We start from the raw sequence: 25,466 nt of genomic DNA on the forward strand, positions 1-25,466 counted from the left end.
GCACCGTGTGACCTCCTGTGGTTAACCGGTGCCCGACCCTAGCGGTCGTACACGCCCGTGGCGCCCCCGCGAAGAGCCCGCGTAGGGTGGAACGCGTGCGGCTTCTTCCCGGGGCTGAGCCCTTCTTCTTCTCACCGGCAGGGGACTTCGACGGGCCGGAGGCGAGCGGCATGCTGCTCTGCCACGGCTTCACCGGTACCCCGCAGTCCCTGCGCCCCTGGGCGGAGCACCTGGCCGCGCGGGGCGTGACCGTGTCGCTGCCGCTGCTGCCGGGACACGGTACCCGCTGGCAGGACATGCAGGTCACCGGATGGCAGGACTGGTACGCGACCGTGGACCGCGAACTGGCGCGCCTGCGCGCCCGGTGCGAGCACGTGTTCGTCGGGGGTCTCTCGATGGGCGGCGCGCTGGCGCTGCGCCTGGCCGCGCGGCACGGGAACGCCGTCAGCGGACTCGTCCTGGTGAACCCCGCGATCACATTTCCGCGCGCCCAGGGCCTCGCGCTGCCCGTGCTGCGGCATCTCGTGCCGAGCACGCGGGGGGTCGTCTCGGACATCGCGCGGCCGGGGGTCGCGGAGTCGGGTTACGACCGGGTGCCGCTGCACGCGGCGCACTCCCTGCGTGCCCTGATGTCGCTGGTCCGCGCCGAACTGCCGCAGGTGACACAGCCGTTGTGCCTCCTGCGCAGCCGGGTGGACCATGTGGTACCGGCGTCGGACGCGGCCCGCGTACGGGAGTCGGTGTCGTCGGTGGACATGGCCGAGCACGTGCTGACGGACAGCCATCACGTGGCGACCCTGGACCACGATGCGGAGCGTATCTTTCAGGTGACGGACGCCTTCATCACCCGGCTCGCGACAAGGAAGACAGCCCGTGACGGAACGTGACCAGGAGCGCGGCGACGGCCGTGACCCGATCGACGAGGAAGCCGCCTGGGCGCAGATCGTCGCCGGGTACGGCGAGGAACCGGCGGACCCGCCGGGCGTGTGGCCGAAGGCGGCCGAGACCGACCTGACCGACACCGTCGACCGCGTGCTGTCGAGCGGCGAGTCGGCGCCCGCTCCCGGGGGGCCGCGCGACTGGGAGGCGGCGGACGACGAGGAGGACGACCACTTCGTCCCGCCAGAGCCACCGCCGCTGCCGGAGGCGGCGCTGTCCACGAAGCTGGCGTGGATCGCGGTGATCGGCGGGCCACTGCTGCTGCTGGCCACCGTGCTGCTCCAGCAGCAGATGACGTGGTGGATCGTCACGCTGGGGGTCGGCGGTTTCCTGGGGGGCTTCGCCACGCTCGTGACCCGTCTGCGCGACGGGCACGACGACGACTGGACCGAGCCGGGCAACGGCGCCGTCGTCTGAGCACCCCGCCGCGCAGCCGTCAGGGCAGCCGCAGCCGCGCCCGTACGGGCAGGTGGTCGGTCGCCCGCCGCAGGTCGCCGGGGTCGAGGCCGGCCGGGACCCCGCAGCCGGAGACCAGTACGGCGGGCGTCGTCAGCACCGCGTCGATACGGCGGTCGGGAGCGCGTGCCGGGAACGTCGCCGCCCCGCCCTCGGGCGCCGCGGACCACGCGTCCCGCAGCCCGCCGCCGCGCAGCAGCCGGGACGCCGGGCCGTCCGGCCGTTCGTTGAGATCCCCCGCGAGCACCGCGTACGGGGTGCCGAGCGCCGCGAGCCGGCCGAGGACCAGGGGGACATGGGCGCGCCGTTCGGCCGCGCGCAGGCCGAGGTGGCAGGAGACCACGCCGAGCCGGGTGCCGTCCGCCGTGCGCAGGACCGCCGCCGCGAGGCCGCGCCGGTGCAGTCCCGGAGTGCGCGGCAGGGTGCTGTCCCCCGCCCACTCGACGGCCATGCCGGGCGCGCACAGCAGCATCGTCCCGCACGAGGGCGCGCCGCCCGTGACGTGGAAGAGCCCCGCCGCCCGTGCCAGCCGCGCCGCGCGGGCGCGCCAGCCCGCGAAGCGCGGGGCCTCCTGGACGCAGACGACGTCGGGGGCGCAGGCGCGGATCACCCGGGCCAGCGCCCCCGTGTCGTCGCGGAGGGAGCGGACGTTGTAGCTGAGCAGCGTGACGTCCGCGGGCATGCGGCGGCGGTGCCGGTCAGCCCTGGCGGGCGAGGTCGGCGGCGCCCACGAGTCCGGCCCGGCCGCCGAGCTGCGCGGCGAGCACCTGCGCGTGCGGCCTGAACCGGCCGCCGACCAGCCAGCGGCGGAACGACTTGCGGATCGGGTCGAGCACCAGGTCCCCCTCGTCCGAGACGCCGCCGCCCACGATGAACGCGGCGGGGTCGAACAGGGAGGCCAGGTCGGCGAGTCCGGCGCCGGCCCAGCGCGCCAGCTCGCGGAACGAATCGACGGCCACCGGGTCGCCCTGGCGCGCGGCGGCGCTGACATGGCGGCCCTCGATGCCCTCCGGGGTGCCGTCGCCCTGGGCGAGGAGGATCTCGGCGGTCTCGGGCGTGGCGGTGGCGCGCTGCTGCGCGTACCGGACGAGGGCGCGCCCGGACGCGTACTGCTCCCAGCAGCCCTGGCTGCCGCAGCCGCACAGCAGGCCGTCGGGCACGACGCGGACGTGGCCGAACTCGCCCGCCACGCCGAAGCGGCCCCGGTAGAGGCGCCCGCCGATGATGATCCCGCCGCCGATGCCGGTGCCGAGGGTCACGCAGATGACGTCCTCGTGGTCGGCCCCGGCGCCGAAGCGGTACTCGCCCCAGGCGGCGGCGTTCGCGTCGTTCTCCACCACGACCGGGAGGCTGACGCGCTGCTCGACCTTGTCCTTGAGCGCCTCGTGCCGCCAGTAGATGTTCGGGGCGAACAGGACGGTGGCGCGCTTGTCGTCCACGTAACCGGCCGCGCCGATGCCCACGGCGTCCACCGAGGTGCCCTTGCCGACCGCCTTGACCACGTCGGCGATGGCATCCACGACGCCTTCGGGAGTCGGCGGAGTGGCCACCTTGCTGGTGTCGAGGATCGTGCCGTCTTCGTCCACGACGCCGGCCGCGATCTTCGTGCCGCCGATGTCGACACCGATGGTCAGTCCCATATGTCCCTCAAGTGATGTCAGAGAATGCCAGCTTCGACCACGGTACCGGAGCGGGGTCGGCCGCACCCCCCTCAACGGGGGCTTGCCGGGGCGGCGTCAGTCGAGGTCGATGCGCTGGGGGCCGCCCGGATCGCCGTTCTCACCCTCTTCACGGCTTTCACGGCTTTCACGGCTTTCGCCCCTTCCGCCGCTCTCACCGCGCTCGCCGTCCCCACCGTCCCCGCCGTCCCCGGGCCGGTCGTCCGCCTGCTCGCGTGGCCGCTCGTGGGGCCGGTCGCCCGCGCGTGTCCAGCGCTGCTCCTGGGAGAGCGCGGCGGCCCGGTAGGCGGCGAGCAACTCCTGCCCGGCGTTGGCCAGGTGCTGGAACGCCTCGGCGTTGCGCTCGATCAGCGGCTCCACGGCGGCGCGCGCCTGCGCGGCCAGCGGTCCGGTCGCGACGCCGAGGCCGAGCCCGGCGAGGCGGTCGGTCACGGCGTCCGCGAGACGGCGCAGTTCGTCGGCCGCGCTGCCGGGCGGCGGGGCGCCGTACCGCGCGCGGCGGCGGGCCCGTTCCTCCGCGAGGTCCTCCTCGGCGGCGGTGGCCCACGCGTCGGCGTCCGGGTCCCCGGGACCGCGGGGCGTCTCGTGCTCCCGGCCGGGCGTGCTGTCACTCATGGGGGCCTCCTGGCGCGTCACGTTCCCCTTCGACGGTACTCCGCGCGGCGGGCCGTGGCGCGGGCCAGCGGGCGGGGTCGGGGGCGAAGCGCACGGCCAGCTCGCCCGGCGGGTCGAGCGCGGCGCCCGCGACGGTGCAGCGGCGCAGCGCGGACGGCAGGGGCAGGGCGCGGCGGAACGGGCCGGTGGTGACGAGGAGTTCGTCCCCGCGCCGCACGAGGCCGACGTCCTCGCGTCGCGCGCCCGGCAGCGGCAGCCGCCAGACCAGCAGCCCGTCGTCCGCGAGCCGGTCCTCCAGCACGGGCGCGGGGCGCGCGGGCCCGGCGTACGGCGGCGGCACGGGGCCGGCGGCGAGGTCGGCGAGGTCGGCCGGGCCGGGCTCGCCGTCGAGCAGCGGCAGTTCCACGAGGGGCACGGGCAGGCCGAGCCCGTCGGTCAGGGCGCGCTGCCGCGCGGCGCGCTCCGCCCAGCGCGGGTCGGGCGACCCGGCGGGCAGCATGCGGTTGGCGACGACGGCGTCGAGCGCCAGGCCGTGCAGCCCGAGACCGGCGCGGGCCGCGTGCAGGGCCGCGCGTGAGCGGGGCGACGGGTCGAGGACGAGCCGTACGGCGGCCCCTGGGCCGGTGACGACGCGTTCGAGGGCGGCGAGCGCCGCGTCCCAGCGGTCGGCGGTGTCGTAGATGCCGTCGGCGGGCATCGGCAGCCCGACGAGCTGGGCGAGGAACGGCCGCAGCGCGCGGGCGGTCCGCCGTTCGCGGGGCAGGAGGCGGCGGAGGTAGCGGCGCAGCTGCTCGGGCAGGGCGAGGAGGCGGATGGCGTCGGCGTAGGGCGGCAGGTCCACGACGAGCAGTCCGTACTCGGCGCCGCCCTCGCGGGCCGTGCGGACGGCGTGCAGGAGCGCCAGGTCGCGGGCGCCCGGCAGTTCCGTCAGCTCGTCGTCGTCCAGGTCGCCCGCGCCGAGGGCGTCGAGGAACGGGCGGGCACGCCGCTGCCCCGCGAGAACGGCGGCGCGGAAGTCGGCGGCCGGGTCGATCCGCGCCGCGGCGGGCCGGGCGCCGTCCCACGCGACGGCGGGCCAGACGGGCGGCGCCGCGCCCAGCAGCGCCGCGAGCCGGGCGGGCGCCTCGGCGGACAGCAGCAGCGTGGCCGTGCCCGCGCGGGCGGCGGCGTGGGCGGTCGCGGCGGCGACGGTGCTGGTCCCGTCGCCGCCGGGCCCGGTGACGAACAGGACGCGGGGCCCCGGCGTCATGACCCGGGCAGGCTCTCCACGCGCTTCTTCAGCCCTTCGAGCGCCCGGTCGATGATGACCTTCTCGGCCTTGCGCTTGATGCTGCCGAGCATGGGGATCTTGACGTCCACGGTCAGCTGGTACGTGACCTCGGTGTGCTTGCCGCCGGCGACGGGCGCGAGGCGGTAGGAGCCGTCCAGCGCGCGCAGCATCTTCGACTTCACCAGCGACCAGCTCACCTCCTGCTCGCCGTGCCACGTGTAGCGGAGGGTGTGCTCGTCCTTGATCGCCCCGGCGTCGAGGAGCAGGCGCACCTCCTCGGCGCGGCCCCCGGCGTCGGTGGCCAGGACCTCGGCCTCCTTCACCTCACCCGTCCAGTCCGGGTAGCGGCCGAAGTCGGCGATCACCGCCATCACTTCGGCCGGGGTGGCCTCGACGGTGGTGCTCGACCTGGTGTGTTCGGCCATCGCCCTCGCTCCTTGGGGTTACTCCCGTGCCGTTACGGCGAAGGCTACCGCGCCCGCGGGGCCCGCCCGTCAGGACGGCCCGTCGAGCAGGGCGCGCAGCCGTTCCACGAGGAGGTCCCAGCGCCACCGCTCCTCGATCCAGGCCCGGCCGCGGGCGGCCATCCCGGCGCGCAGCTCCGGGTCGCCGAGGAGGGCGAGCAGCCGGTCGGCGGTCTCGTCGGGCGCGGTGCGCTCACCGCCGCGCACGACCCAGCCGGTCTCGCCGTCCAGCACGGCGTCGGGCGCGCCGCCCGAGTCGCCCGCGACGACCGGCAGGCCGCTGGCGGACGCCTCCAGGTAGACGATGCCGAGGCCCTCGACGTCGAGGCCGCCGCGCCGCGTGCGGCAGGGCATGGCGAAGATGTCGCCCGCGCCGAAGTGGGCGGGCAGCTCGGACCAGGGGACCTCGCCGGTGAAGACGACGGACGCGGCGACGCCGAGCCGTTCCGCCAGCTTCTCCAGGTCCGCGCGGTAGGGGCCGCCGCCGACGATCAGCAGCGCCGTGGCGGGCTCGGCGGCGAGCACGCGGGGCAGGGCGCGGATCAGGGTGTCCTGGCCCTTGCGCGGCACCAGCCGGGAGACGCAGACGACGACGGGCCGGCCGGTGAGGCCGAGCGCGGCCCGTACGGCGGCGCCGCCCGCGTCCGGGTGGAAGGTCTTCTCGTCCACGCCGGGCGGCAGTTGGACCATGCGGGCGGCGGCCTGCGCGCTGAGCGCGGGCGCGATGCGGGAGCGGGTGTAGTCGCCGAGGTACGTGATCGTGTCGGTGGCGTCGCCGACGCGGCGCAGGAGCCGCCGGGCGCCGGGCAGCTGGGCCCAGCCCGCCTCGTGGCCGTGGGTGGTGGCGACGATGCGGCGGGCGCCCGCGGCGCGCAGCGCGGGCGCCATCAGGCCGAGCGGCGCGGCGGCGCCGAACCAGACGGCGGTGCAGCCGTGTTCGCGCAGCAGCGCGGTGGCGCGCCGGGTGGCGGCGGGGGTGGGCAGCAGCATGGTGGTGCGGTCGCGGACGACCGTGAACGGCTGCTCGGCGTCGAACGCGGCAGTGGCCGCGCGGCCTTCCGCGTCCCGCTTCCAGGTCGAGGCGTAGACCACGACGCGGTCGGGGTCGAGCCGGGTGGCCATGCTGTGCAGGAAGGCCTGGATGCCTCCGGGCCGTGGCGGGAAGTCGTTCGTGACGATCAGCGTCTTACGCATCGGACGAGACGATACCGAGCCGCGGGCGGCGGGCTCCCCCGTACCCCGGTGGCCGCGGGCACGCGGGCGCTGGGAGAGTGCCGCCATGCGCGAACAGCCGTTCGTAAGCGGCGTATCGGGGCCCCACCGGTACGGGGTGCGTGGGAGGCCCGTCCGACGGCGGCTTGCCCGGCGTCCGGCGTCGGGGAACCGGCGGCCTGCGCGGCGCGGTCTCGGTTCCGTCCACATCGAGCCGGCCCGTGGCGTGAGCAGGCCGCAGCCGATGATCACCCTCACGGGGGCGAGCGCGGCCGGTGCCCGCATACCGGAGACGGACCGGACGGCCGCCGGGCCGGCGGCGGCCGGGTGTCCCGTCGTCAGGACGAAGGCCGGGACGGCCCCCTGGGCCGACGGGGTGCCGCAGGACGACGAGGCGGCGGGCGCGGGCGACCCGGCCCGCTACGTCGAGCACCACGTGAAGCTGCTGCTCCCGCCGCGCCACGACCGGGCGGCACTCGAACGCCTCGCCACCGCACACGGCGCCCGCGTGTCGTGGAACGCTCCCCGCGTCCGCGCCGACGGCCGCCAGGAGCGGTTCGTCACCCAGCGCCGCACCGGTGCCGGCCCCACTCCTCGACGCCCGCCCCTGGCGAATGCCCACCAGCACAGCGCCGCCCCCGAGCGGCGGCACAGGCCCGCCGCCCGTCCACGCAACCGCCCCAGGCGGTGACACCGGCCGGCCATGGGCCGTGTCAGGGCCGCACCACGCCGCTGACCGGCATCATGCCCACCGGGTCGTAGCGCACGTTCGCGCCGGGGTAGGGCGCGTGGACGACCTGGCCGCCGCCGACGTACAGGGCGACATGGCTGGCGTCCGAGCGGTAGACCACGATGTCGCCCGGCTGCGCCGCGGCGAGGGACACGCGCCGCCCGGCGCCCGCCTGGGCCTGGGACGTCCGCGGCAGGGCGACACCGGCGCGCGCCCAGGCCCACTGGACGAGTCCGGAGCAGTCGAAGGCGGAGGGGCCCGCCTGCCCCCACCCGTACGGCAGGCCCACGGCGCCGACGGCGGCCGCCACCGCCGTCGCCGCGCGGCCGGACGCGGCGGGTGCTGCGGCCGCCCCCGGCGTGGCGGCTGGCACGGGGGCGGGGGCGCCGCGGCGGTCGCGCGCCGTACGGGAGGCGCGGTCGGCGCGTTCCTCCCGCTGCGCGCGCTCCTCGCGCTCGGCGCGCTCGCGGGCGGTCAGCCGCTCGTACTCGGCGCGCGCCTTGTCGAGGCGGCGCTGGACCGTTTCCTTGCGCTCCTCCAACGCCTCTTTCTGGGCGCTGAGTTCGGTGAGCCGGTCGTCCGCCTCGGCGCGTTCCCGGTCCAGCGTGCGCAGCGCGGCGAACAGGTCGCGCAGCTCGCCCGTGCGCCGGTCGCTGGCGCGCTGGAAGGCGCCGGCGCGCTCCAGGTACGACTCGGGGTCGTCGGAGAGCATCAGGGTGAGCGTCGGGTCGAGGCCGCCGACGCGGTAGTGCGCCGCCGCGGCGGTGCCGAGGACGCGGCGCAGGTCGTTGACCTCCTGCTGTCCGCGCGCGACGCGGTCGCGGCTGCGCTCCAGCTCGGTTTCGAGGTCGTCGACCCGCTCGGCCGCGCCGTTGTACGCGTCGACGGCGCGCTCGGCCTCGGCGAACAGGCGGTCCACGGCACGGGCGGCCGACGCGCTGTCGGACGGCGGCCTGGCCGGGACGGCGAGGACGGGCCCCGCCGTGATGGCGGCCGCCGCGGTCGCGGCGGCGGACAGCGCGGTGACCCGTGCTGCGAGCATGGTGCGGGCGTGCGGGTGACGTCGGTGGGAGACCACTGCGGGCCGCGCTCCCTTCGGTGGGGACCAAAGCGGAGCAGAATGTAGCCCTGCGGACACGCGACCCGGCGTCCACGCGACACAGCGCGCGTCCGCCCCGGACGGCGCTCCCGCAGGTCACGCGGGGGGCGCCTGGGACACCGTTCCACGCCCCCACCACCCGCATGGCCGAGCCGGGCCGCGTCACGCGCCCGGCTCGGGAGGTGTGGGAGAACGCCCGGCGGGGTAACCCGGCGCGGGCCGGACCGCCGCGGCGGGTCAGGCGACGCGCACGCCGAACTGGAACGGCATCACGTTGAGGCCGATGTACTCGACGCTCTGTCCGGGCCGCGGCGCGTGGACGACCTGCCCGTTGCCCGCGTACAGGCCGACGTGGTGGAGGTCGCCGTAGAAGAACACCAGGTCGCCGGGGGCGAGTTCGCTGGCCCCGAGGCGGGTGCCCACCCCGGCCTGGGACTGCGACGTGCGCGGCAGCGCGACACCGGCCTGCGCGTAGGCCCAGCTGGTGAGGCCCGAGCAGTCGAACGAGCCGGGGCCGGAGGCGCCGAAGACGTAGGGGGAGCCGAGCTTGCCGATCGCGTAGTTGAGCGCGGCCACCGCGTAGCCCGAGCCCTCGACGGGCGTGATGTCGCCGCGGGGCTCGGCGCGGGAGGCCCGTTCGGCGGCCTCGCGGTCGGCGGCCTCCTGGGCGGCGATCTGGGCGCGCTGCTCCTCGCTGAGCTGGTTGAGGAGCGCCTGGGCCTCGCTGAGCTTGCCCTGGATGGTCTCCTTCTGGTCGCCGAGGTCGGAGCGCAGGGACTCCAGTTCGGCCAGCGCGTCGGCGGCCTCGGCGCGCTGCTGGTCCAGGATGCGCTGCTTGCCCTCGATGAGCTGGAGCGTCTCGGCCTGGCGGCCGCTGACCTGGTCGAGCGTGGACGCCCGGCTGAGGTACGCGTCCGGGTCGGAGGAGAGGAACAGCTGCACGGACGGGTCGAGCCCGCCGTTGCGGTACTGCGCGGCGGCGATGGAACCGAGGCTGCCGCGCAGCTCGTTCAGCTCGTCCTGGCCGCGGGCGGCGGAGTCCTGGAGGTCCTCGACGGCCGCCTCCAGCTCCTCCTCGCGCTCCTTGGCGCCGTTGTACTCCTCGGTGACGGCCTCGGCCTCCTCGTAGAGGCTGTCAACCTCGGCCTGGACCTCGTCGATGGTGGGCTGCGGGGCGGCCTGGGCGGAGGTCGCGGTGATGCCGACGGTGGCGGCAGCGGTGGCGGCGGCGCCGAAGAAGGTGACGCGGGCGCGGCTCGGCTGCTTGGGACGACGGTGGGACGCCACTGGGGCGAGCTCCTTCTTCCTCAGCCGCCTGCCGGGTGTGGGGGACGAGAACACCCCGGCCCGCGGCGAGCCGCGGATTCGGCGGTTCCTTCGCAGCCGCCCCGGATGGACGATCTACCGCGCGAAGGTTCGACGCCTGACCCTAGCGACAGGGGTTTACCAGGTTCAAATCCCCGTGGCCAGTTTTTACCCGACGAGCACGGCCCGCGTCCAATTCCCCACGCTGCGTGGGTGATCCGGGGCCGGAAACCGCCCCTCTCCGGCGCCAATCGTTCGAACAGCCCGAACCGGTCGAACGGGACGGATCGCCCACGCGCGTGCGCGCGGGCACACGAACCCCCCGTACAGTGACGGGAATCGGCGGCGCGCGGCGGGACCCGCCCGGCGGCACCGCCCAGTTGACACCGTCACGGCCGGGCGGCGTCCCGGCGTCCGGCAGCGTCCGCGGGCGCGTGGCCGCCCGTGCGCGCTCCGCCCGGCGGACGGGCGCCCGCCCCGGACAGAAGAAGGGGAAGGGCCGCCGTCAGGTCCTGGCGAGCCGCTTCAGCAGCAGCACCGAGGCGACCGGCCGCGCCCCCGACCTGGCCACCCCGTCCGCCACCTCGCGGTCGGACGAGACGACCACCACCGGCCTGCCCGGCGGCTCGGCGCGCACCAGCCGCCTGATCAGCTCGTCCGCCGTCTCCCCCGGTTTGCTGAACAGCACCCGCACCCCGCGCGGCGGCGTCAGCAGCACCGGCGCGGCCAGCTCGGCACCGTCGAAGACGCAGGTCATCTCGGCGCCCGTCTGCGCGGCGAGCACCGCGAGGCCGCCCATCAGCCGCAGCCGCTGCTTCTCCAACGGCATCGTGGGATAGCCGGACTTGGTGACGTTGTAGCCGTCCACGACCAGGTGCGCCTGCGGCAGCGCGAGGAGCTGGTCGAGCAGCGCCGGGTCGTCGGCGGCCAGCGCCCGGTGGGCGATGTCCTGCGGATTCGGGTCGCCTGGCTCGACGGCCTCCACCGTCTGCGCCGGTTTCAGCCGGGTGGGCGGCAGCGCCAGTTCGCGCCGCAGCCCCTGCGTGGCGTCCAGAACCGTGTCGAGGAGCAGCCGCAGCCGCATGTCCTCGATGCCGCGCCCCTCGCGGACCGCCTTGCGGCTCGACTCCAGCGCCGACTCCGCCTCGGCCAGCCGCGCCCGCAGCCGCCGCGCCTCGCCGTCGGACGCGGCGCGGGCCGTCGCCGCCTCCGCCCTGACGTCCTCCAGCTCGGCCCGCAGTTTCCGCAGCGCCGCCTCGCCGCGCCGTACGTCGCTCTGCGCGCTGCGCAGCTTGCGGTGCACGGCGTCCGCCTCCTTGCGCGCGGCCTCCAGTTCGGTCCGCAGCCGCTCCCCGTCCGTACGGGCGGCGGCGCGCGCCTGGGCCAGCTCCTCGCGCAGGCGCGCCAGTTCGCGTTCGCGCTCCTGCCCGACGCGTTCCTCCTGCGCGCGCTGCGCCTCCTCGCCCGCGGCGGCGACCAGCTTCGCCCACCCGGCGGGCCGCAGGACGAACGCGACGGCGGCCACCTCGACCGGGTCGGCCGCGGGCGGCGGGGTGCCGTGCTCGACGGCCTCGGCCAGCTCGGGGGCGGTCTGGGACAGCCGCGCCCCGACCCGCGCGCGGAAGACGGCGTCGCTCTCCAGGGCGGCGGCCATCGCGTTCCCGCCGAACCGCACGCGCCGCGACGGCGTGAACCGCGCGTACTGCCGCAGGGTGGCCGGCAGCTCGGCCGGTGTCAGCCCGCCGAACGCCTCGGCAGCGAGCGCGACGACACGGTGCCTGACACGTTCGGGCAGCGGGCGGTCCAGAGTCTCGGCCGGCTCGGCCGGTCCGGCCGGACCCGCGGACACGCCTGCCGCCTCGGGCCGTTCGTCACCCTCCCCACCCCGCGCCCCCTCTGTCGGTTCCGTCACCGCGCACACCGTCCGTCAGCCTGTCTGTCGTCCCCGTTCACCCTACGGCCTGGTAGCGGCCACGTCTGCCGCGGCGGGCTAAGGTGAAGCCTGCGTCACCGCGCCCGGCGCGCCGTCCGGCCACCCGCCGCACCGCCGGGACCCGCGCTCCCGCGCGCCGCACCCGCAGAGCAGGACCACCGCCGGAAGGGACCCATCCGTGATCACTTCGATCGTGCTGATCAAGACCAGTGTGGACCGCGTCCCCGAGGTCGCGGAGCGGATCGCGTCGCTGGAGGGCGTCAGCGAGGTCTACTCCGTGACGGGGCCGCACGACCTGATCGCCATGGTGCGCGTGCGCAGTCACGAGGAGCTGGCCGAGGTCATCCCGGGGCGCATCAGCAAGATCCCCGGGGTCGTCGCCACCGAGACGCACATCGCCTTCCGCACCTATTCGCAGCATGACCTGGAGGCCGCCTTCGCGATCGGCCTCGACGCGTAGGTTCCGCTTCGAGGGGCACCGCGGTTTTCCGTATGCCGCCGCGTCAGGCGGTGGTGGCCGCGACCCAGCGCTCCAGCGTCGCCATGGCCGCGCCGCTGTCGACCGACTCCGCCGCGCGCGCGATGCCCTCGACGAGCTGCTCCTCCAGCGGGACGTCCCGCGGGTGCAGGGCGGTCAGGGCGGCGGCGGCGTTCAGCAGGACGGCGTCCCGTACCGGGCCCGTCTCGCCGCCGAGCACGCGGCGCGCGACGTCCGCGTTGAACGCCGCGTCCCCGCCCCGCAGCGCCTCCACCGGCACCAGGTCGATACCCACGCTGCGCGGGTCGAACGACTGCTCCCGCACCTTTCCGTCCCGGACGACCCAGACGGTGGACGTGGCCGTCACCGTCAGTTCGTCCAGCCCGTCGTCGCCCCGGAAGACCAGCGCCGAACTGCCGCGCTCGGCGAGCACGCCCGCCAGGATCGGCGCCATCCGCGCGTCCGCGACGCCCGTCGCCTGCGCGGTGACCCGGGCCGGATTGGTCAGCGGGCCGAGGAAGTTGAACGGGGTGGCGATACCCAGCTCGCCCCGCGCCACCGCCACGTGCCGCAGCGCCGGGTGGAACTTGACGGCGAAGCAGAACGTGATGCCCGCCTCGACCGCCACCTCGGCGACCCGCGCCGGGGTGAGGTCCAGGTTCACGCCGAGCCGCCCCAGCACGTCGGACGCGCCGCTGGCGCTGGACGCCGCCCGGTTGCCGTGCTTCACGACGCGGGCGCCCGTACCGGCCACGACGACCGACGCCATGGTGGAGATGTTGACCGTACGGGCCCGGTCGCCGCCGGTGCCCACGATGTCCACGGTCGGGCCGGGCACCTCGATCAGGTTGGCGTGCTCGTACATGGCGCGGACGAGACCGGCGATCTCGTCCACCGTCTCGCCCTTGGCGCGCAGGGCGACGGCGAACCCGGCGATCTGCGCGTCGGTCGCCTCGCCCGCCATGATGCCGTTCATCGCCCAGGCGGCCTCGGCGGTGGTCAGGTCACGCCCGGCGACGAGGGTGCTCAGCACGTCCGGCCAGGTGCGCGCCGCCGCGTGGTCGCCTCCGGCGGGGATCACAGCGCTCATGGGAATCACTCCTGGCTCGGGTGGGCCGGCTTCTTCGGCCGGACTGCTTCTGCGGCTCGCCGGGCGTGCGCGGCCCGGGGCCGTGCCGAGCCTAGCCGAGCGCCGCGGCCCCCACCCGGAGAGGTGGGGGCCGCGGCGGCGAACGGGGTGGAGCGGGCGGTCAGTGGTGCTCGTGACCGCTCGTGATCTCCTTGTACTCCTCGCGCGTCGGCTTGGGGATCTGCCCGTGGTCCCCGTAGTAGCCGCGGCTGACGCGGGCACGCGCCCGCTCCAGCGGACCGACCTTGCGCCGCACGCCGTTCTCGTCGGTCTCGGGACCGATCTCGTACGGCTTGAGCTGGTCGTGCGCGGTGAGCGTGTACAGCTTGTCCTGCGGCAGCGGCTCGTGCACCTCGATGAACTCGCCGTGCGGCAGCCGCTTGATGATGCCGGACTCGCGGCCGTGCAGCACCTTGTCGCGGTCGCGGCGCTGGAGGCCGAGGCAGATCCGGCGCGTGAGGACGAACGCGATCGGCGGCAGCACGAAGAAACCGATGCGGCAGAACCACGTGATCGCGTTGATCGACAGGTTGAAGTTCACGGCCCACACGTCGTTGCCACCGGCCAGCATGGTCACGCCGAAGGCGGTGAGCCAGGCCATGCCGAAGGCGGTGCGGGTCGGGGCGTTGCGCGGCCGCTGCGCGATGTGGTGCTCGCGCGGGTCGCGGTTGACCCAGGCCTCGAAGAACGGGTAGGCGCCGATCGCGACCAGCAGGCCGGGGAAGACCGCGAGCGGCACGAGCAGGCCGAAGTTCAGCGTGTAGCCGCCGGGCAGCACCCACTCAAGTCCCGGCATCATGCGCACCAGTCCCTCGGAGAAGCCGAGGTACCAGTCCGGCTGGGCGTCCGTGGACACCTGGTCCGGCCGGTAGGGGCCCATCACCCAGATCGGGTTGATCGTGACGGTCGCCGCGATGGCCGCGATGACGCCGAAGACCAGGAAGAAGAAGCCGCCGGCCTTGGCGATGTACACGGGCAGCAGCGGCGGGCCGACCACGTTCTCGTTGGTCCTGCCGGGCCCGGCGTAGTGCGTGTGCTTGTGGTACACGATCAGGATCAGGTGCGCGACCACGAGGCCCAGCATGATGCCGGGCAGCAGCAGGACGTGCGCGACGAAGAACCGCGGGATGATGTCGTGCCCCGGGAACTCCCCGCCGAAGATGAACATCTGGAGGTAGGTGCCCACGATCGGCACCGCCAGGATGGCGCCCTCCATGAACCTGATGCCGATGCCGGACAGCGCGTCGTCGGGCAGCGAGTAGCCGGTCAGACCGGTGAAGACCGCCAGGACCAGCAGCAGGAAGCCGAACAGCCAGTTGATCTCACGCGGCTTGCGGAACGCGCCGGTGAAGAACACGCGGAACATGTGGCAGAAGATGCCCACCACGAAGATCAGCGCGGCCCAGTGGTGGATCTGCCGGACCAGCAGGCCGCCGCGGACCTCGAAGTTGATGTCCAGGGCGGAGGCGTACGCCTCCGTCATCATGATGCCCTGCATCGGCTTGAACGGGCCGTGGTACTCGACCTCGGCCATGCTCGGCACGAAGAAGAGCGTCAGGTACACGCCGGTCAGGATGATGATGATGAAGCTGTAGAGGCAGATCTCGCCCAGCAGGAACGACCAGTGGTCCGGGAAGATCTTCCGCATGTTGGCCTTGGCGAGGCTGTAGATGCCCAGCCTGCCGTCGGCCCAGTCCGCGACGCGTTCGCCCGCGGGTGCCTTGGTCCCCCGCCGCGGCGCGTCCGCGGTCTTCGGGGCGTCCGTCGCCGTACTCATCCGCGCTCCCAGAAGCTCGGGCCGGGGGGCTCTTCGAAGTCGCCGAGCGCTTCGAGGTACCCGTCGTCGTTCACAGTGATACGCAGCTGCGGCAGCGGGTGGCCGGCCGGGCCGAAGAGGACCCGGGCGCCGTCCGAGAGGTCGAACGTGGACTGGTGACAGGGGCACAGCGCGTGGTGGGTCTGCTGCTCGTACAGCGTCGCCGGGCAGCCGATGTGCGTGCAGATCTTCGAGTAGCACAGGATGCCCTCGTGACCCCAGTCCGCCGACTTCTTGTCCTTGATGTCGTCGGGCTGGAGGCGGACCAGCATGACCGCGGCCTTCGCGATCTCCGCGTGGAAGTCCTCGTCGTGCGGGCTCATCCCCTCGGGCATCGCCTGGGTGAGCGAGCCGACGGTGATGTCCTCGGGACGCAGCGGCTGCATCGTGGACTCGTTGATGATCAGCGAGCCCTTCTTCCACTTGGTGTGCCGCAGCTTGTCGTGCGGCAGCGGGCCGAGGTCGCGCAGCAGGACCACGCCGGCCAGCGGGACGACCGCGACCGCGCCGAGCATCGTGTTGCGCACCAGCTTGCGGCGGCCGAACTGCGACTCGGCGGCGCCCTTGCGGAAGTCGGCGAAGACCTCCTCGCGGACCTCGGGCGTTGCCTCGATCGGGTGGCGCTCGTCGACCAGTTCCTCGTCGCCCATCAGGGTGCGCGCCCAGTGGACGGCGCCCGCGCCGATGCAGAAGAGGGCGAGGCCGAGGGTCAGTCCGAGGGCGAAGTTCAGCCCGCTGACGTGGCCGACCGGCCAGATGTACACGATCCGGTCGATCGGGATGGCGACGTACGCGGCGATGAAGCCGATCGTCGCCAGGATCGAGACCGTGAACAGGAGGGCGACCGTGCGCTCGGACCGCTTGGCGGCCCGCTCGTCGATGTCCTGCCTGCGGTACTCGTGCGCCGGCAGTCCTGGGTCGGCGAACGGGTCGTCCGCCGGGGTCAGCGCGCCGTCCTGCCGGTGCTCCGGGAGGTTCTCGTCCTCGGCGCCGTGCTGCGATTCGGGTTCGTCGTGGCTACTCATGACTTCCTGGCCTTCGTGCTCCGGGCGCCGATCCAGACGGCCACGGCGATGAGGGCGCCGATGCCGATCGTCCAGGCGAACAGACCCTCACCGACCGGGCCGTAGCCACCGAGCGAGAAGCCGCCGGGCTGCGGGGAGTCCGAGGTGTTGACCTCGTCGAGCCAGGCGATGATGTCCCGCTTGTCCTGCTCGGTGAGCGTGGTGTTCGGGAAGGAGGGCATGTTCTGCGGGCCGGTGAGCATGGCCTCGTAGATGTGGCGGGGTTCCACGTTGTGGAGGTTGGGTGCTTCCTTGCCGTGCGTCAGCGCGCCGCCCTCGCCGGTGAAGTTGTGGCACTGCGAGCAGTTCGAGCGGAACAGCTCGCCACCGCGTGCCACGTCACCGTCGGCCGGGTCGTACGCGGATGCCTCGGGGACGGCGGGGCCCGGACCGAGGGAGGCGATGTAGGCGGCGAGCTGGTCGATCTCGGCCTGCGTGTACACGCCCGGCTTGACCGGCGCCTGCGGGCCCGGCTGCTGGAGCGGCATGCGGCCGGTGGCGACCTGGAAGTCGACGGCCGCCGCGCCGACGCCCACCAGGGACGGGCCGTCGCTGCCGCCCTGCCCGTTGCTGCCGTGGCAGCTGGAGCAGCCGACGTCGTACAGCTGCTTGCCCTCCTCGATGGCAAGGGACTGGGCCGAGTTGTCGGCCTGCGCCTCACCCGCGGGAGCGAACGCGGCGTACAGCCCCCCTGTGGCCGCCAGCGCGAGGAGGAGGACGACGAGCGCCGCCAGCGGATGGCGCCGTCGTGCGGAGAGCTTTTTCACGGATTACCCCGGTATCAGGATCTTCTGCGTCGGTGCTGATGGGTCGGGCATGCGGATGTGCGGTGAGGCAACGGCGACCGACGCCTACTGGATCAGGTAGATGGTGGCGAAGAGGCCGATCCACACGACGTCCACGAAGTGCCAGTAGTACGACACGACGATCGCCGTGGTGGCCTGTTCGTGCGTGAACCGCCGGGCCGCGTAGGTCCTGCCGAGGACGAGGAGGAACGCGATCAGGCCGCCGAGGACGTGCAGGCCGTGGAACCCGGTGGTGAGGTAGAACGCCGAGCCGTAGGGGTCGGAGGAGATCGAGATGCCCTCGTGCTTCACCAGCTCGGTGTACTCCGTCACCTGGCCGCCGATGAAGATCGCGCCCATGACGAAAGTGATCACGAACCAGCCGCGGAGCTTCTTGACGTCGCCGCGCTCCGCCGCGAACACGCCCAGCTGGCAGGTCAGGGAGGAGAGCACCAGAATCGTGGTGTTCCCCAGCGAGAAGGGGACGTTCAGCGCATCCGCCTTCTCGCTCCAGAAGTCAGCCCCCATCACCGACCGCAGGGTGAAGTACATCGCGAAGAGGGCCGCGAAGAACATCAGCTCGGAACTCAGCCAGATGACCGTTCCGACGCTGGTGACGTTCGGTCGGTTGACCGAGGGGGTCGCGTGCCCTGTTTCTACTGCTGTTGCTGTCGCCACGCCCGTCATTATGTCGGTCGCCGTTCCGGCGTCTGTCTCGGGGGTGGGGTTCGGTGTGTCCACGGAGTAGCATCCGCGCAACGGAACCCACGCGACCCGCGGAGGAACGATGGGACGCACCGCCACGGTGCTGGTGTACAGCGACGACGTGAACACCCGCGAGCAGGTGCGGCTCGCGGCGGGCCGCCGTCCGGCCGCCGACCTTCCGGAGATCGAGTACGTCGAGTGCGCCACGCTCCCGACCGTGCTGACGGAGCTGGAGAAGGGCGGCATCGACCTGTGCGTCCTGGACGGCGAGGCGGTGCCCGCCGGGGGCATGGGCGTGTGCCGGCAGATCAAGGACGAGATCTTCGCGTGCCCGCCGGTGCTGCTGCTGATCGGGCGCCCGCAGGACGCCTGGCTGGCCACCTGGAGCCGCGCGGAGGCGGCCGTGCCTCACCCGATCGACCCCGTGGATCTCGCCGCCGGGCTGACGTCGCTGCTCCGTACGGCCCTGCCCGCCCGCGTCTGACGGGCGCCGGCACAGCACTCAGCGGCGCCCTCGGGCGCCGCTGACGGGTGCGGGTGCTGGAGTCAGGAAAGGGTACGGGAACGGGCTCAGACGGCGGGGCTCAGGCGGCTCTCGGCGGGCTTGCCGTTGCCGCTCTCCCCGTCGCGCCGCTCGGTCTTCGTGTCCTCGGCCGCCTTCTCACGCTTCTCGCCGCCGTCCGCGGCGTCCTGGAGGGCGCTGCCGGCCAGCCACTCGTCCCAGCTGAGGTTCCAGTCGCCGAAGCCGTTGCCGAACGGCGCCATGTCCTCGCCGAAGCCGTTGACGTGCTCCACGATGTCGCCCGGCTTGACGAGTTCGTAGAACCACTGGGCGTTCTCGGTGCTCAGGCCGGTGCAGCCGTGGCTGACGTTGGCCGAGCCCTGCGAGCCGACCGACCAGGGCGCGCCGTGGACGTACTCGCCGCTCCACGTCAGCCGTGCGGCCCAGTAGACCGGCAGGTCGTACGAGTCGGCCGAGCCCGCCGGGATGCCGATGCTGGTACCGGTCATCCGCACGTACTGCTCGCGGCCGAGGACGACCTTCTTGCCGTTGCGGGTGGCGAAGCCCTCCTTGCCCGTGGTGATGGGCAGGGTCTTCACCTCCTCGCCGTTGACGGAGACCGTCATGTGGTGCGAGCTGATGTCGGCGACGGCCTCCACGCGGTCGCCCGTCGTCAGCTTGAGCTTCTTGCCCTCGCCGCCGCGCAGGTCCTTCCGTATCGGCAGGCCGTCGAGCCGCGAGGTGACGGTGACGGTGGCGTTGGACGGCCAGTACTCCTGGGGCCTGTAGTGCAGTTCCTTGTCGTCCACCCAGTGCCAGGAGCCCTCGACGGCGGGCTCGGAGGTGACGGTCAGGGCGGCCTCCACGACGGCGCGCTCGGCCGGGTCGCTGACGGCCTCGGTGAGCGTGGCGGTGAGCGGCTGCCCGACGCCGTAGGTGCCCGCGTCGGGGCCGAACGTGACGTCGAGGCGCTGCGCGTCCGACTCGCGGGTGCGGAACGTGTGGACGCCGCGGCCGGGTGAGCCGCTGCCGTTCTCCGTGCTCACCTTGACGGTGTACTCGGCACCGGCGGCCAGGGGCGTGGTGCTGCGCCAGCCCCGGCCGTCGGCGGTGAGTTCGCCGGTGAGCGTGCGGCCGTCGCCGTCGGTGGCGACCACGTCGGTGATCCGCGAGCCCGAGCCCTTGGCGGTGATGTCCAGGGGGGCGTCGGGATCGACCTCGGCACCGTCGCGTTTCCCGGCGGTGCCGAAGGAGAGCTGTCCGGCGGCGTCGTACGCCTCGCCGGCCAGGGGCTTCGCGCCGCCACCGCACGCGGTGAGCCCGGCCATCAGCGGGGCCAGTATGAGGGCGCAGCCGAGCTGTATCCGAGTTTTCTGACTCATGACCACACCGTAAGGACGCTCACCCGAGGGGGCACGCTGAGTGACTGCATACGGGTGGGGCGGGTGCGCGGCGGGGTGGCGGAACGCGGAACGGGTGGTCCGCGCGGTGTGCGCGCGGACCACCCGTCCGGGTGTCGTGGGGCCGTCAGGCCGCCGTCACTGGTTCTGGTTCTCGCCCCGGTAGTACTCGTAGACCCACAGCCACAGGCCCACGAGGAGCAGCGGGGCGGTGAAGTAGAGCAGCCACCAGCCGAAGACCGGGGACATGAAGGCGAACAGACCGCCACCGGCCAGGGCCAGCGGCGCCCAGCTGTGCGGGCTGAAGAAGCCGACCTCGCCGGCGTCGTCCGCGACGTCGGCCTCCTTGTTGTCCTGGGCTCCGGCGTCCACCCGGCGGGCGGTGAAGACCAGGTAGAAGCCGATCATGGCGCTCAGCGCGAAGGCCAGGAAGAGACCGGTGGTGCCCACCGGCTCCTTGGACCACACGCCGTAGACGACCGCCACGGCCAGCATGAAGACCGCGAGCCAGCTGAAGAGGTGTCCCTGGATTCTCACTGGCCGGCCTCCTTGCCGGTGATGGCCTCCAGCTCGTGCCTGGCGTCGTTCTCCAGCGAGTCGAGCGCCGAGACCTCGGGGTGGTGCAGGTCGAAGGCGGGCGACTCGGAGCGGATCTTGGGCAGGGTGATGAAGTTGTGCCGCGGCGGGGGCGACGAGGTCGCCCACTCCAGCGAACGGCCGTAGCCCCACGGGTCGTCGGCGTTGACCGGCTCGCCGTACTTCCAGGTCTTCCAGATGTTGTAGAAGAACGGCAGCATCGACAGGCCGAGCAGGAACGAGCTGATGGTGGAGATGGTGTTCAGCGCGGTGAAGCCGTCCGCCGCGAGGTAGTCCGCGTAGCGGCGGGGCATGCCCTCGGCGCCCAGCCAGTGCTGGACGAGGAACGTGCCGTGGAAGCCGATGAACAGCGTCCAGAACGTGATCTTGCCGAGCCGTTCGTCCAGCATCTTGCCGGTCCACTTGGGCCACCAGAAGTGGAATCCGGCGAACATCGCGAACACGACCGTGCCGAACACCACGTAATGGAAGTGGGCCACCACGAAATAGCTGTCGGAGACGGCGAAGTCGAGCGGCGGGGAGGCCAGGATGACACCGGTCAGACCACCGAAGAGGAAGGTGATCAGGAATCCGATGGACCAGAGCATCGGTGTCTCGAAACTCAGTGATCCCTTCCACATCGTGCCGATCCAGTTGAAGAACTTCACACCGGTCGGTACCGCGATGAGGAATGTCATGAAGGAGAAGAACGGCAGCAGCACCGCGCCCGTCACGTACATGTGGTGGGCCCACACCGTCACCGAGAGGCCGGCGATGGTGATGGTCGCGGCGACCAGGCCGATGTAGCCGAAGATCGGCTTGCGGCTGAACACCGGGATGACTTCGGAGATGATGCCGAAGAACGGCAGGGCGATGATGTACACCTCTGGATGGCCGAAGAACCAGAAGAGGTGTTGCCACAGGATCGCGCCGCCGTTTGCCGCGTCGAAGATATGGGCCCCGAAGGTCCTGTCGGCCTCCAGGGCGAAGAGCGCGGCGGCCAGCACCGGGAAGGCGAGCAGGACGAGCACACCGGTCAGCAGGACGTTCCAGGTGAAGATCGGCATCCGGAACATCGTCATGCCGGGGGCGCGCATGCAGATGATGGTGGTGATGAAGTTGACCGAGCCCAGGATGGTGCCGAAGCCGGAGAACGCCAGGCCCATGATCCACATGTCGGAGCCGAGTCCTGGCGATCTGATCGCGTCGGACAGCGGCGAGTAGGCGAACCAGCCGAACCCGGCCGCGCCCTGGGGGGTCAGGAAGCCGCCGACGGCGAGCAGGCTGCCGAAGAGGTACAGCCAGTACGCGAACATGTTCAGCCGCGGGAACGCCACGTCGGGCGCACCGATCTGGAGCGGCATGATCCAGTTCGCGAAGCCGGAGAACAGCGGGGTCGCGAACATCAGCAGCATGACCGTGCCGTGCATGGTGAAGAGCTGGTTGAACTGCTCCTTCGAGACCAGCTGCATGCCCGGCCTGGCCAGCTCGGCGCGCATGACGAGCGCCATGATGCCGCCGAAGATGAAGAAGGCGAACGAGGTGATCAGGTACAGCGACCCGATCGTCTTGTGGTCGGTGGTCGTCAGCCACTTGATCACGGTGGCGCCGGGCTTCTTCGGCCGCGCGGCCGGTGGCGGCGCCGCCACGGTGTCGGCCGCCTGCCGTTCTTCGAGGATACTCACGATCGCCCCTCGTTGGTCTCGGCGTTGCGGGCCGCATCGGTCTGCTCGATACCGGCCGGCAGGTAGCCGGTCTGTCCCTCGTCCGCCAGGCTCTGGAGGTAGTCGTCGTACTCCTCGCGGGAGACGACCCTGACGTTGAAGAGCATGCTGGAATGGTCGACACCGCACAGTTCGGCGCACTTGCCCCGGAACGTGCCCTCACGGGTCGGCGTGACCTCGAACCTGTTGGTGTGGCCCGGGATGGCGTCCATCTTCATCAGGAACGGCAGCACCCAGAAGGAGTGGTTGACGTCCCGTGAGGTGATGATGAACTGGGTCGGCTCGTCCACCGGGAGGACCAGGGTCGGGCCCGGGTCGCCGGTCTCCGGGTCGTGGTCGGCCGGGGTGCCGACCTCGTACACGCCGTCCGCGTTCTCCGGGAAGCTCTCCTTGTACCGGTCCGGGATGGACTCCAGCTCGGGGGCGTCCTCGGCGTACTCGTCGCCGACACCGACCGGCTGGATGTAGTTGAACGCCCAGCTCCACTGGAAACCGACGACGTTCACCACGTTCGGCGGCCGGTCGGAGGTCTTCAGCAGTTCGGTCTGGTCGCGCGCGGTGAAGTAGAACAGCACCGAGACGATGATCAGCGGGACGAGCGTGTACAGCGCCTCGATGGGGAGGTTGTACCGGTTCTGCGGAGGGACTTCGACCTTGGTCCGCGACCGGCGGTGGAAGAACACGCTCCACAGGATCAGGCCCCAGACCAGCACGCCCGTGGCGAGCGCGGCGGCCCATGAACCCTGCCAGAGGGACAGGATGCGCGGCGCCTCCTCCGTCACGGGGGTGGGCATGCCGAGGCGGGGGAAGTCCTCGGATGTGCAACCTGTGGCGGTTGCCAGGACCAGGCCCGCAAGGAGCGCCTGCGGCAGAATCCTCCGCCGCATCGGGCGCCGCGACGAGCGGTCGGAGCCGTTGGGACTCACGTAGCGCCTTCCCGGGAGTCTCGCCCATGGTCCGGGCTGCCTTCGCACGGAGCGGGGGCCGGCCCTGACACGGGCAGGGGTTTGGATGTTTATGCGGAGCAAACCCTACTGGACGCTCCCTGGCGCCACGCGGGGAGGGTGCGTCTAACGCGCCGGAAGGGGCCGCGCGTGGCGGCGGGCGGCGGCGGGCGGCGGCGGGGGGCGGCGCGTCAGGGGTTAGCGTTCCGGGCGTGCCCTATTTCGACGCCGCCTCCTCGCTGCCGCCGCACCCGATCGCGCGGGAGGCGTACCTCGCCGCGCTGGACGACGGCTGGGCCGATCCCGGCCGTCTGCACCGTGAGGGCCGCAGGGCGCGGCTGCTGCTCGACGCCGCGCGGGAGACTGCGGCGGAGGAGGTCGGGTGCCGCCCGGACGAGCTGGTGTTCACCCCCTCGGGAACGCGCGCCCTGCACACCGGTGTCGCGGGCGCGCTGGCGGGCCGCGCGCGGGTGGGCCGGCGTCTGCTCGTCTCCGCGGTCGAACATTCGGCCGTACTGCATGCGGCGCAGGCCCATGCGGACGCGGGCGGTGTCGTACGGGAGATCGGGGTGGACCGCGGCGGGCGGGTCGCGCCGGACGTGGTCGCCGAGGCGCTGGACGAGGGCCCTGAGGCGGCGCTGGTGTGCGTGCAGAGCGCCAACCACGAGGTGGGGACGCGGCAGCCGGTGGCGGAGGTGGCGGACGTGTGCCGGGCGCGCGGCGTGCCGCTGCTGGTGGACGCGGCGCAGTCGCTGGGCTGGGAGAAGCCGGCCGGGGACTGGTCGCTGCTCGCGGCGAGCGCGCACAAGTGGGGCGGGCCGGGCGGCGTCGGGTTGCTCGTGGTGCGTAAGGGGGCGCGTTTCGCGCCGCGCGCGCCGGTGGACGAGCGGGAGTCGGGGCGTGCGCCCGGCTTCGAGAACATCCCGGCGATCGTCGCGGCGGCGGCGTCGCTGCGCGCGGTGCGGGCGGCGGCGGTGGCCGAGGGCGCGCGGCTCGCGGCGCTCGTGGACCGGATCAGGGGCGAGGTGCCGCGCCTGGTCCCCGACGTGGCGGTGGTGGGCGACCCGGTGCACCGGCTGCCGCACATCGTCACGTTCTCCTGTCTCTACGCGGACGGCGAGGCCCTGCTGCACGCGCTGGACCGCGCGGGCTTCTCCGTGTCGTCCGGCTCCTCGTGCACGTCGAGCACGCTGACGCCCAGCCATGTCCTGGTGGCGATGGGCGTGCTGTCGGAGGGCAACGTGCGGGTGTCGCTGCCGCCGGGGACGGCGGAGGAGGAGGTGGCGCGCTTCCTCGCCGTGCTGCCGGACGCGGTGGCCGGGGTACGGGCCGCGCTGGCGCCGCCGGACACGGTGCCGGACGGTGACGGGGACGGGAACGGGGACGGGGACGGGGACGGGGACGGGCCGGGGTCGCGCACGCTGGACGCCCTCGGGAAGCTCTGCCCCCTGCCCGTGATCGACCTGGCGCGCGAGATCGGCCGCGTCCCGGTGGGCGGCACCGTCACCGTCCTGGCCGACGACCCGGCGGCGCGCCTCGACATCCCCGCGTGGTGCGCCATGCGGGGTCACACCTTCGTGGACGAGCGGCCCAACCCCGACGGGCCGGGGACGGCCTACCGGGTGCGGCGCGACGGCTGAGCCGGGGCGCCGCCGCGCGGCTCAGACGGCCAGGTGGGCGCGCACCTCGGCGGCGGCGTCGTCGCCGTACGCCTTGGTGAACCGCTCCATGAAGGCGTCGCGCGCCAGCGTGTACTCCTGCGTGCCGACGGTCTCGATGACCAGCGTGGCGACCATGCAGCCGACCTGCGCGGCGCGTTCGAGCGAGACGCCCCAGACCAGCCCCGCGAGGAAGCCCGCGCGGAAGCCGTCGCCGACACCGGTCGGGTCGGCCTTCACCCGCTCCTCGGCGCAGCCGACCTCGATGGGCGGCTGCCCGGCGCGCTCGATGCGGACGCCGCGCGCGCCCAGGGTGGTGACGCGGGTGCCGACGCGGGCGAGGACGTCCTCGGCGCTCCAGCCGGTCTTGGTCTCGATGAGCGCCTTCTCGTACTCGTTGTGGAAGAGGTACGCGGCGCCCTCGGTGAGGCTCCGGATCTCGTCGCCCTCCATGCGGGCGAGCTGCTGGGAGAAGTCGGCGGCGAACGGGATGCCGCGCGTACGGCACTCCTCGGAGTGGCGCAGCATCGCCTCGGGGTCGTCCGCGCCGATGTGGACGAGGTCGAGGGGGCCGGTGCGGTCGGCGACGGTCTGGAGCTCGATGAGCCGGGCCTCGCTCATGGCGCCGGTGTAGAAGGAGCCGATCTGGTTGTGGTCGGCGTCGGTGGTGCAGACGAACCTGGCGGTGTGCAGGAGTTCGGAGATGCGGACGGAGCCGGTGTCCACGCCGTGCCGGTCGAGCCAGGCGCGGTACTCGTCGAAGTCCTGGCCCGCCGCGCCGACCAGGATGGGCGCGGCGCCGAGCTGGCCCATCCCGTAGCAGATGTTGGCGCCGACGCCGCCGCGCCGCACGTCGAGGGAGTCGACGAGGAAGGAGAGGGAGACGGTGTGCAGCTGGTCCCCGACGAGCTGATCGACGAACCGGCCGGGGAACGTCATCAGATGGTCGTGGGCGATCGAGCCCGAAACGGCGATTCGCACGG

At 73.2% G+C, this 25,466-nt stretch carries 25 protein-coding genes; 6 read left to right on the forward strand and 19 right to left on the reverse strand.

The genetic code is table 11. The annotated features are described in order from the left end of the window. Positions 1-95 precede the first annotated feature (95 nt). Both ACL02R_RS02840 and ACL02R_RS02845 read left to right on the forward strand, forming a co-directional pair. The gene (locus ACL02R_RS02840) at positions 96-887 is read left to right on the forward strand and encodes an alpha/beta hydrolase (RefSeq protein WP_412795222.1); all 792 of its coding nucleotides are present in this window, start codon (positions 96-98) and stop codon (positions 885-887) included. After that, entirely contained in the window at positions 874-1,356 is a 483-nt protein-coding gene (locus ACL02R_RS02845) for a hypothetical protein (protein WP_412795223.1), read from the forward strand. The genes ACL02R_RS02840 and ACL02R_RS02845 overlap by 14 nt, the downstream gene beginning before the upstream one ends. 19 nt (positions 1,357-1,375) lie before the next feature. Here ACL02R_RS02845 and ACL02R_RS02850 read toward each other — a convergent pair whose 3' ends face one another. From ACL02R_RS02850 to ACL02R_RS02875, 6 genes are all read right to left on the reverse strand, one after another. After that, complete coding sequence (locus ACL02R_RS02850) at positions 1,376-2,077, reverse strand: endonuclease/exonuclease/phosphatase family protein (RefSeq protein ID WP_412795224.1); 702 nt, start codon at positions 2,075-2,077, stop codon at positions 1,376-1,378. Between the two features lie 16 nt (positions 2,078-2,093). Next, complete coding sequence (locus tag ACL02R_RS02855; RefSeq protein WP_412795225.1) at positions 2,094-3,035, reverse strand: ROK family glucokinase; 942 nt, start codon at positions 3,033-3,035, stop codon at positions 2,094-2,096. Positions 3,036-3,131: 96 nt separating this feature from the next. Further along, entirely contained in the window at positions 3,132-3,689 is a 558-nt protein-coding gene (locus tag ACL02R_RS02860) for a DUF5304 family protein (protein ID WP_412795226.1), read from the reverse strand. Further along, a complete protein-coding gene (locus tag ACL02R_RS02865) occupies positions 3,682-4,938 on the reverse strand; it encodes an ArsA-related P-loop ATPase (RefSeq protein ID WP_412795227.1) in 1,257 nt (418 codons plus the stop codon). The genes ACL02R_RS02860 and ACL02R_RS02865 overlap by 8 nt, the downstream gene beginning before the upstream one ends. Next, positions 4,935-5,384 carry an SRPBCC family protein gene (locus tag ACL02R_RS02870; RefSeq protein ID WP_412795228.1) on the reverse strand — a complete coding sequence of 150 codons (450 nt, stop codon included), beginning with the start codon at positions 5,382-5,384 and terminating at the stop codon, positions 4,935-4,937. Before ACL02R_RS02870 ends, ACL02R_RS02865 begins: the two co-directional genes overlap by 4 nt. Before the next feature lie 69 nt (positions 5,385-5,453). After that, on the reverse strand, positions 5,454-6,617 hold the full coding sequence (locus tag ACL02R_RS02875) for a glycosyltransferase family 4 protein (protein WP_412795229.1): 1,164 nt from the start codon (positions 6,615-6,617) through the stop codon (positions 5,454-5,456). A gap of 262 nt (positions 6,618-6,879) precedes the next feature. Here ACL02R_RS02875 and ACL02R_RS02880 point away from each other — a divergent pair, with 262 nt between their 5' ends. After that, entirely contained in the window at positions 6,880-7,326 is a 447-nt protein-coding gene (locus tag ACL02R_RS02880; protein WP_412795230.1) for a hypothetical protein, read from the forward strand. Positions 7,327-7,348: 22 nt separating this feature from the next. Here ACL02R_RS02880 and ACL02R_RS02885 read toward each other — a convergent pair whose 3' ends face one another. From ACL02R_RS02885 to ACL02R_RS02895, 3 genes are all read right to left on the reverse strand, one after another. After that, positions 7,349-8,407, reverse strand: a complete 1,059-nt coding sequence (locus ACL02R_RS02885; protein WP_412795231.1) for an NlpC/P60 family protein — start codon at positions 8,405-8,407, stop codon at positions 7,349-7,351. Positions 8,408-8,701: 294 nt separating this feature from the next. Next, positions 8,702-9,751, reverse strand: coding sequence for an NlpC/P60 family protein (locus ACL02R_RS02890; protein WP_412795232.1), 1,050 nt, complete (start codon positions 9,749-9,751; stop codon positions 8,702-8,704). Between the two features lie 523 nt (positions 9,752-10,274). Continuing rightward, positions 10,275-11,618: an NYN domain-containing protein gene (locus ACL02R_RS02895; protein WP_412795426.1), complete on the reverse strand. Its 1,344-nt coding sequence runs from the start codon at positions 11,616-11,618 to the stop codon at positions 10,275-10,277. A gap of 262 nt (positions 11,619-11,880) precedes the next feature. Here ACL02R_RS02895 and ACL02R_RS02900 point away from each other — a divergent pair, with 262 nt between their 5' ends. Beyond that, positions 11,881-12,162 (forward strand): Lrp/AsnC family transcriptional regulator, encoded by a 282-nt coding sequence (locus ACL02R_RS02900; RefSeq protein WP_412795233.1) that lies wholly within the window; start codon positions 11,881-11,883, stop codon positions 12,160-12,162. A gap of 43 nt (positions 12,163-12,205) precedes the next feature. Here ACL02R_RS02900 and trpD read toward each other — a convergent pair whose 3' ends face one another. The 5 genes from trpD to ACL02R_RS02925 all read right to left on the reverse strand — a co-directional run bounded on the left by trpD (position 12,206) and on the right by ACL02R_RS02925 (position 17,661). Then, a complete protein-coding gene (gene trpD / locus ACL02R_RS02905; protein ID WP_412795234.1) occupies positions 12,206-13,270 on the reverse strand; it encodes an anthranilate phosphoribosyltransferase in 1,065 nt (354 codons plus the stop codon). A 160-nt stretch (positions 13,271-13,430) separates the two neighbouring features. Beyond that, positions 13,431-15,086, reverse strand: coding sequence for a cytochrome b (locus ACL02R_RS02910; protein ID WP_412795235.1), 1,656 nt, complete (start codon positions 15,084-15,086; stop codon positions 13,431-13,433). Beyond that, on the reverse strand, positions 15,083-16,150 hold the full coding sequence (locus ACL02R_RS02915) for a Rieske 2Fe-2S domain-containing protein (RefSeq protein WP_412795236.1): 1,068 nt from the start codon (positions 16,148-16,150) through the stop codon (positions 15,083-15,085). Before ACL02R_RS02915 ends, ACL02R_RS02910 begins: the two co-directional genes overlap by 4 nt. Then, a complete protein-coding gene (locus tag ACL02R_RS02920) occupies positions 16,147-16,956 on the reverse strand; it encodes a c-type cytochrome (RefSeq protein ID WP_412795237.1) in 810 nt (269 codons plus the stop codon). The genes ACL02R_RS02915 and ACL02R_RS02920 overlap by 4 nt, the downstream gene beginning before the upstream one ends. A gap of 84 nt (positions 16,957-17,040) precedes the next feature. Then, positions 17,041-17,661, reverse strand: a complete 621-nt coding sequence (locus ACL02R_RS02925; RefSeq protein ID WP_412795427.1) for a heme-copper oxidase subunit III — start codon at positions 17,659-17,661, stop codon at positions 17,041-17,043. A gap of 100 nt (positions 17,662-17,761) precedes the next feature. On the opposite strand from ACL02R_RS02925, the gene ACL02R_RS02930 reads away from it, so the two are divergent. Continuing rightward, the gene (locus ACL02R_RS02930) at positions 17,762-18,163 is read left to right on the forward strand and encodes a hypothetical protein (RefSeq protein ID WP_412795238.1); all 402 of its coding nucleotides are present in this window, start codon (positions 17,762-17,764) and stop codon (positions 18,161-18,163) included. 86 nt (positions 18,164-18,249) lie between these two features. On the opposite strand, the gene ACL02R_RS02935 is transcribed toward ACL02R_RS02930, so the two are convergent. The 4 genes from ACL02R_RS02935 to coxB all read right to left on the reverse strand — a co-directional run bounded on the left by ACL02R_RS02935 (position 18,250) and on the right by coxB (position 22,807). Further along, complete coding sequence (locus tag ACL02R_RS02935; RefSeq protein WP_412795239.1) at positions 18,250-19,563, reverse strand: Ig-like domain-containing protein; 1,314 nt, start codon at positions 19,561-19,563, stop codon at positions 18,250-18,252. Positions 19,564-19,719: 156 nt separating this feature from the next. Next, complete coding sequence (locus ACL02R_RS02940; RefSeq protein ID WP_362963386.1) at positions 19,720-20,118, reverse strand: cytochrome c oxidase subunit 4; 399 nt, start codon at positions 20,116-20,118, stop codon at positions 19,720-19,722. After that, a complete protein-coding gene (gene ctaD, locus ACL02R_RS02945; RefSeq protein ID WP_412795240.1) occupies positions 20,115-21,842 on the reverse strand; it encodes a cytochrome c oxidase subunit I in 1,728 nt (575 codons plus the stop codon). The genes ACL02R_RS02940 and ctaD overlap by 4 nt, the downstream gene beginning before the upstream one ends. Next, on the reverse strand, positions 21,839-22,807 hold the full coding sequence (gene coxB, locus ACL02R_RS02950) for a cytochrome c oxidase subunit II (RefSeq protein WP_412795241.1): 969 nt from the start codon (positions 22,805-22,807) through the stop codon (positions 21,839-21,841). Before coxB ends, ctaD begins: the two co-directional genes overlap by 4 nt. 230 nt (positions 22,808-23,037) lie before the next feature. Here coxB and ACL02R_RS02955 point away from each other — a divergent pair, with 230 nt between their 5' ends. Beyond that, positions 23,038-24,465, forward strand: coding sequence for a cysteine desulfurase/sulfurtransferase TusA family protein (locus tag ACL02R_RS02955; protein WP_412795242.1), 1,428 nt, complete (start codon positions 23,038-23,040; stop codon positions 24,463-24,465). A 21-nt stretch (positions 24,466-24,486) separates the two neighbouring features. On the opposite strand, the gene ACL02R_RS02960 is transcribed toward ACL02R_RS02955, so the two are convergent. After that, entirely contained in the window at positions 24,487-25,464 is a 978-nt protein-coding gene (locus tag ACL02R_RS02960; RefSeq protein WP_412795243.1) for a carbohydrate kinase family protein, read from the reverse strand. Between the last annotated feature and the right edge of the window lie 2 nt (positions 25,465-25,466).

The sequence above is a fragment of the Streptomyces sp. MS19 genome (genome assembly GCF_047200595.1).
GTDB lineage: Bacteria > Actinomycetota > Actinomycetes > Streptomycetales > Streptomycetaceae > Streptomyces.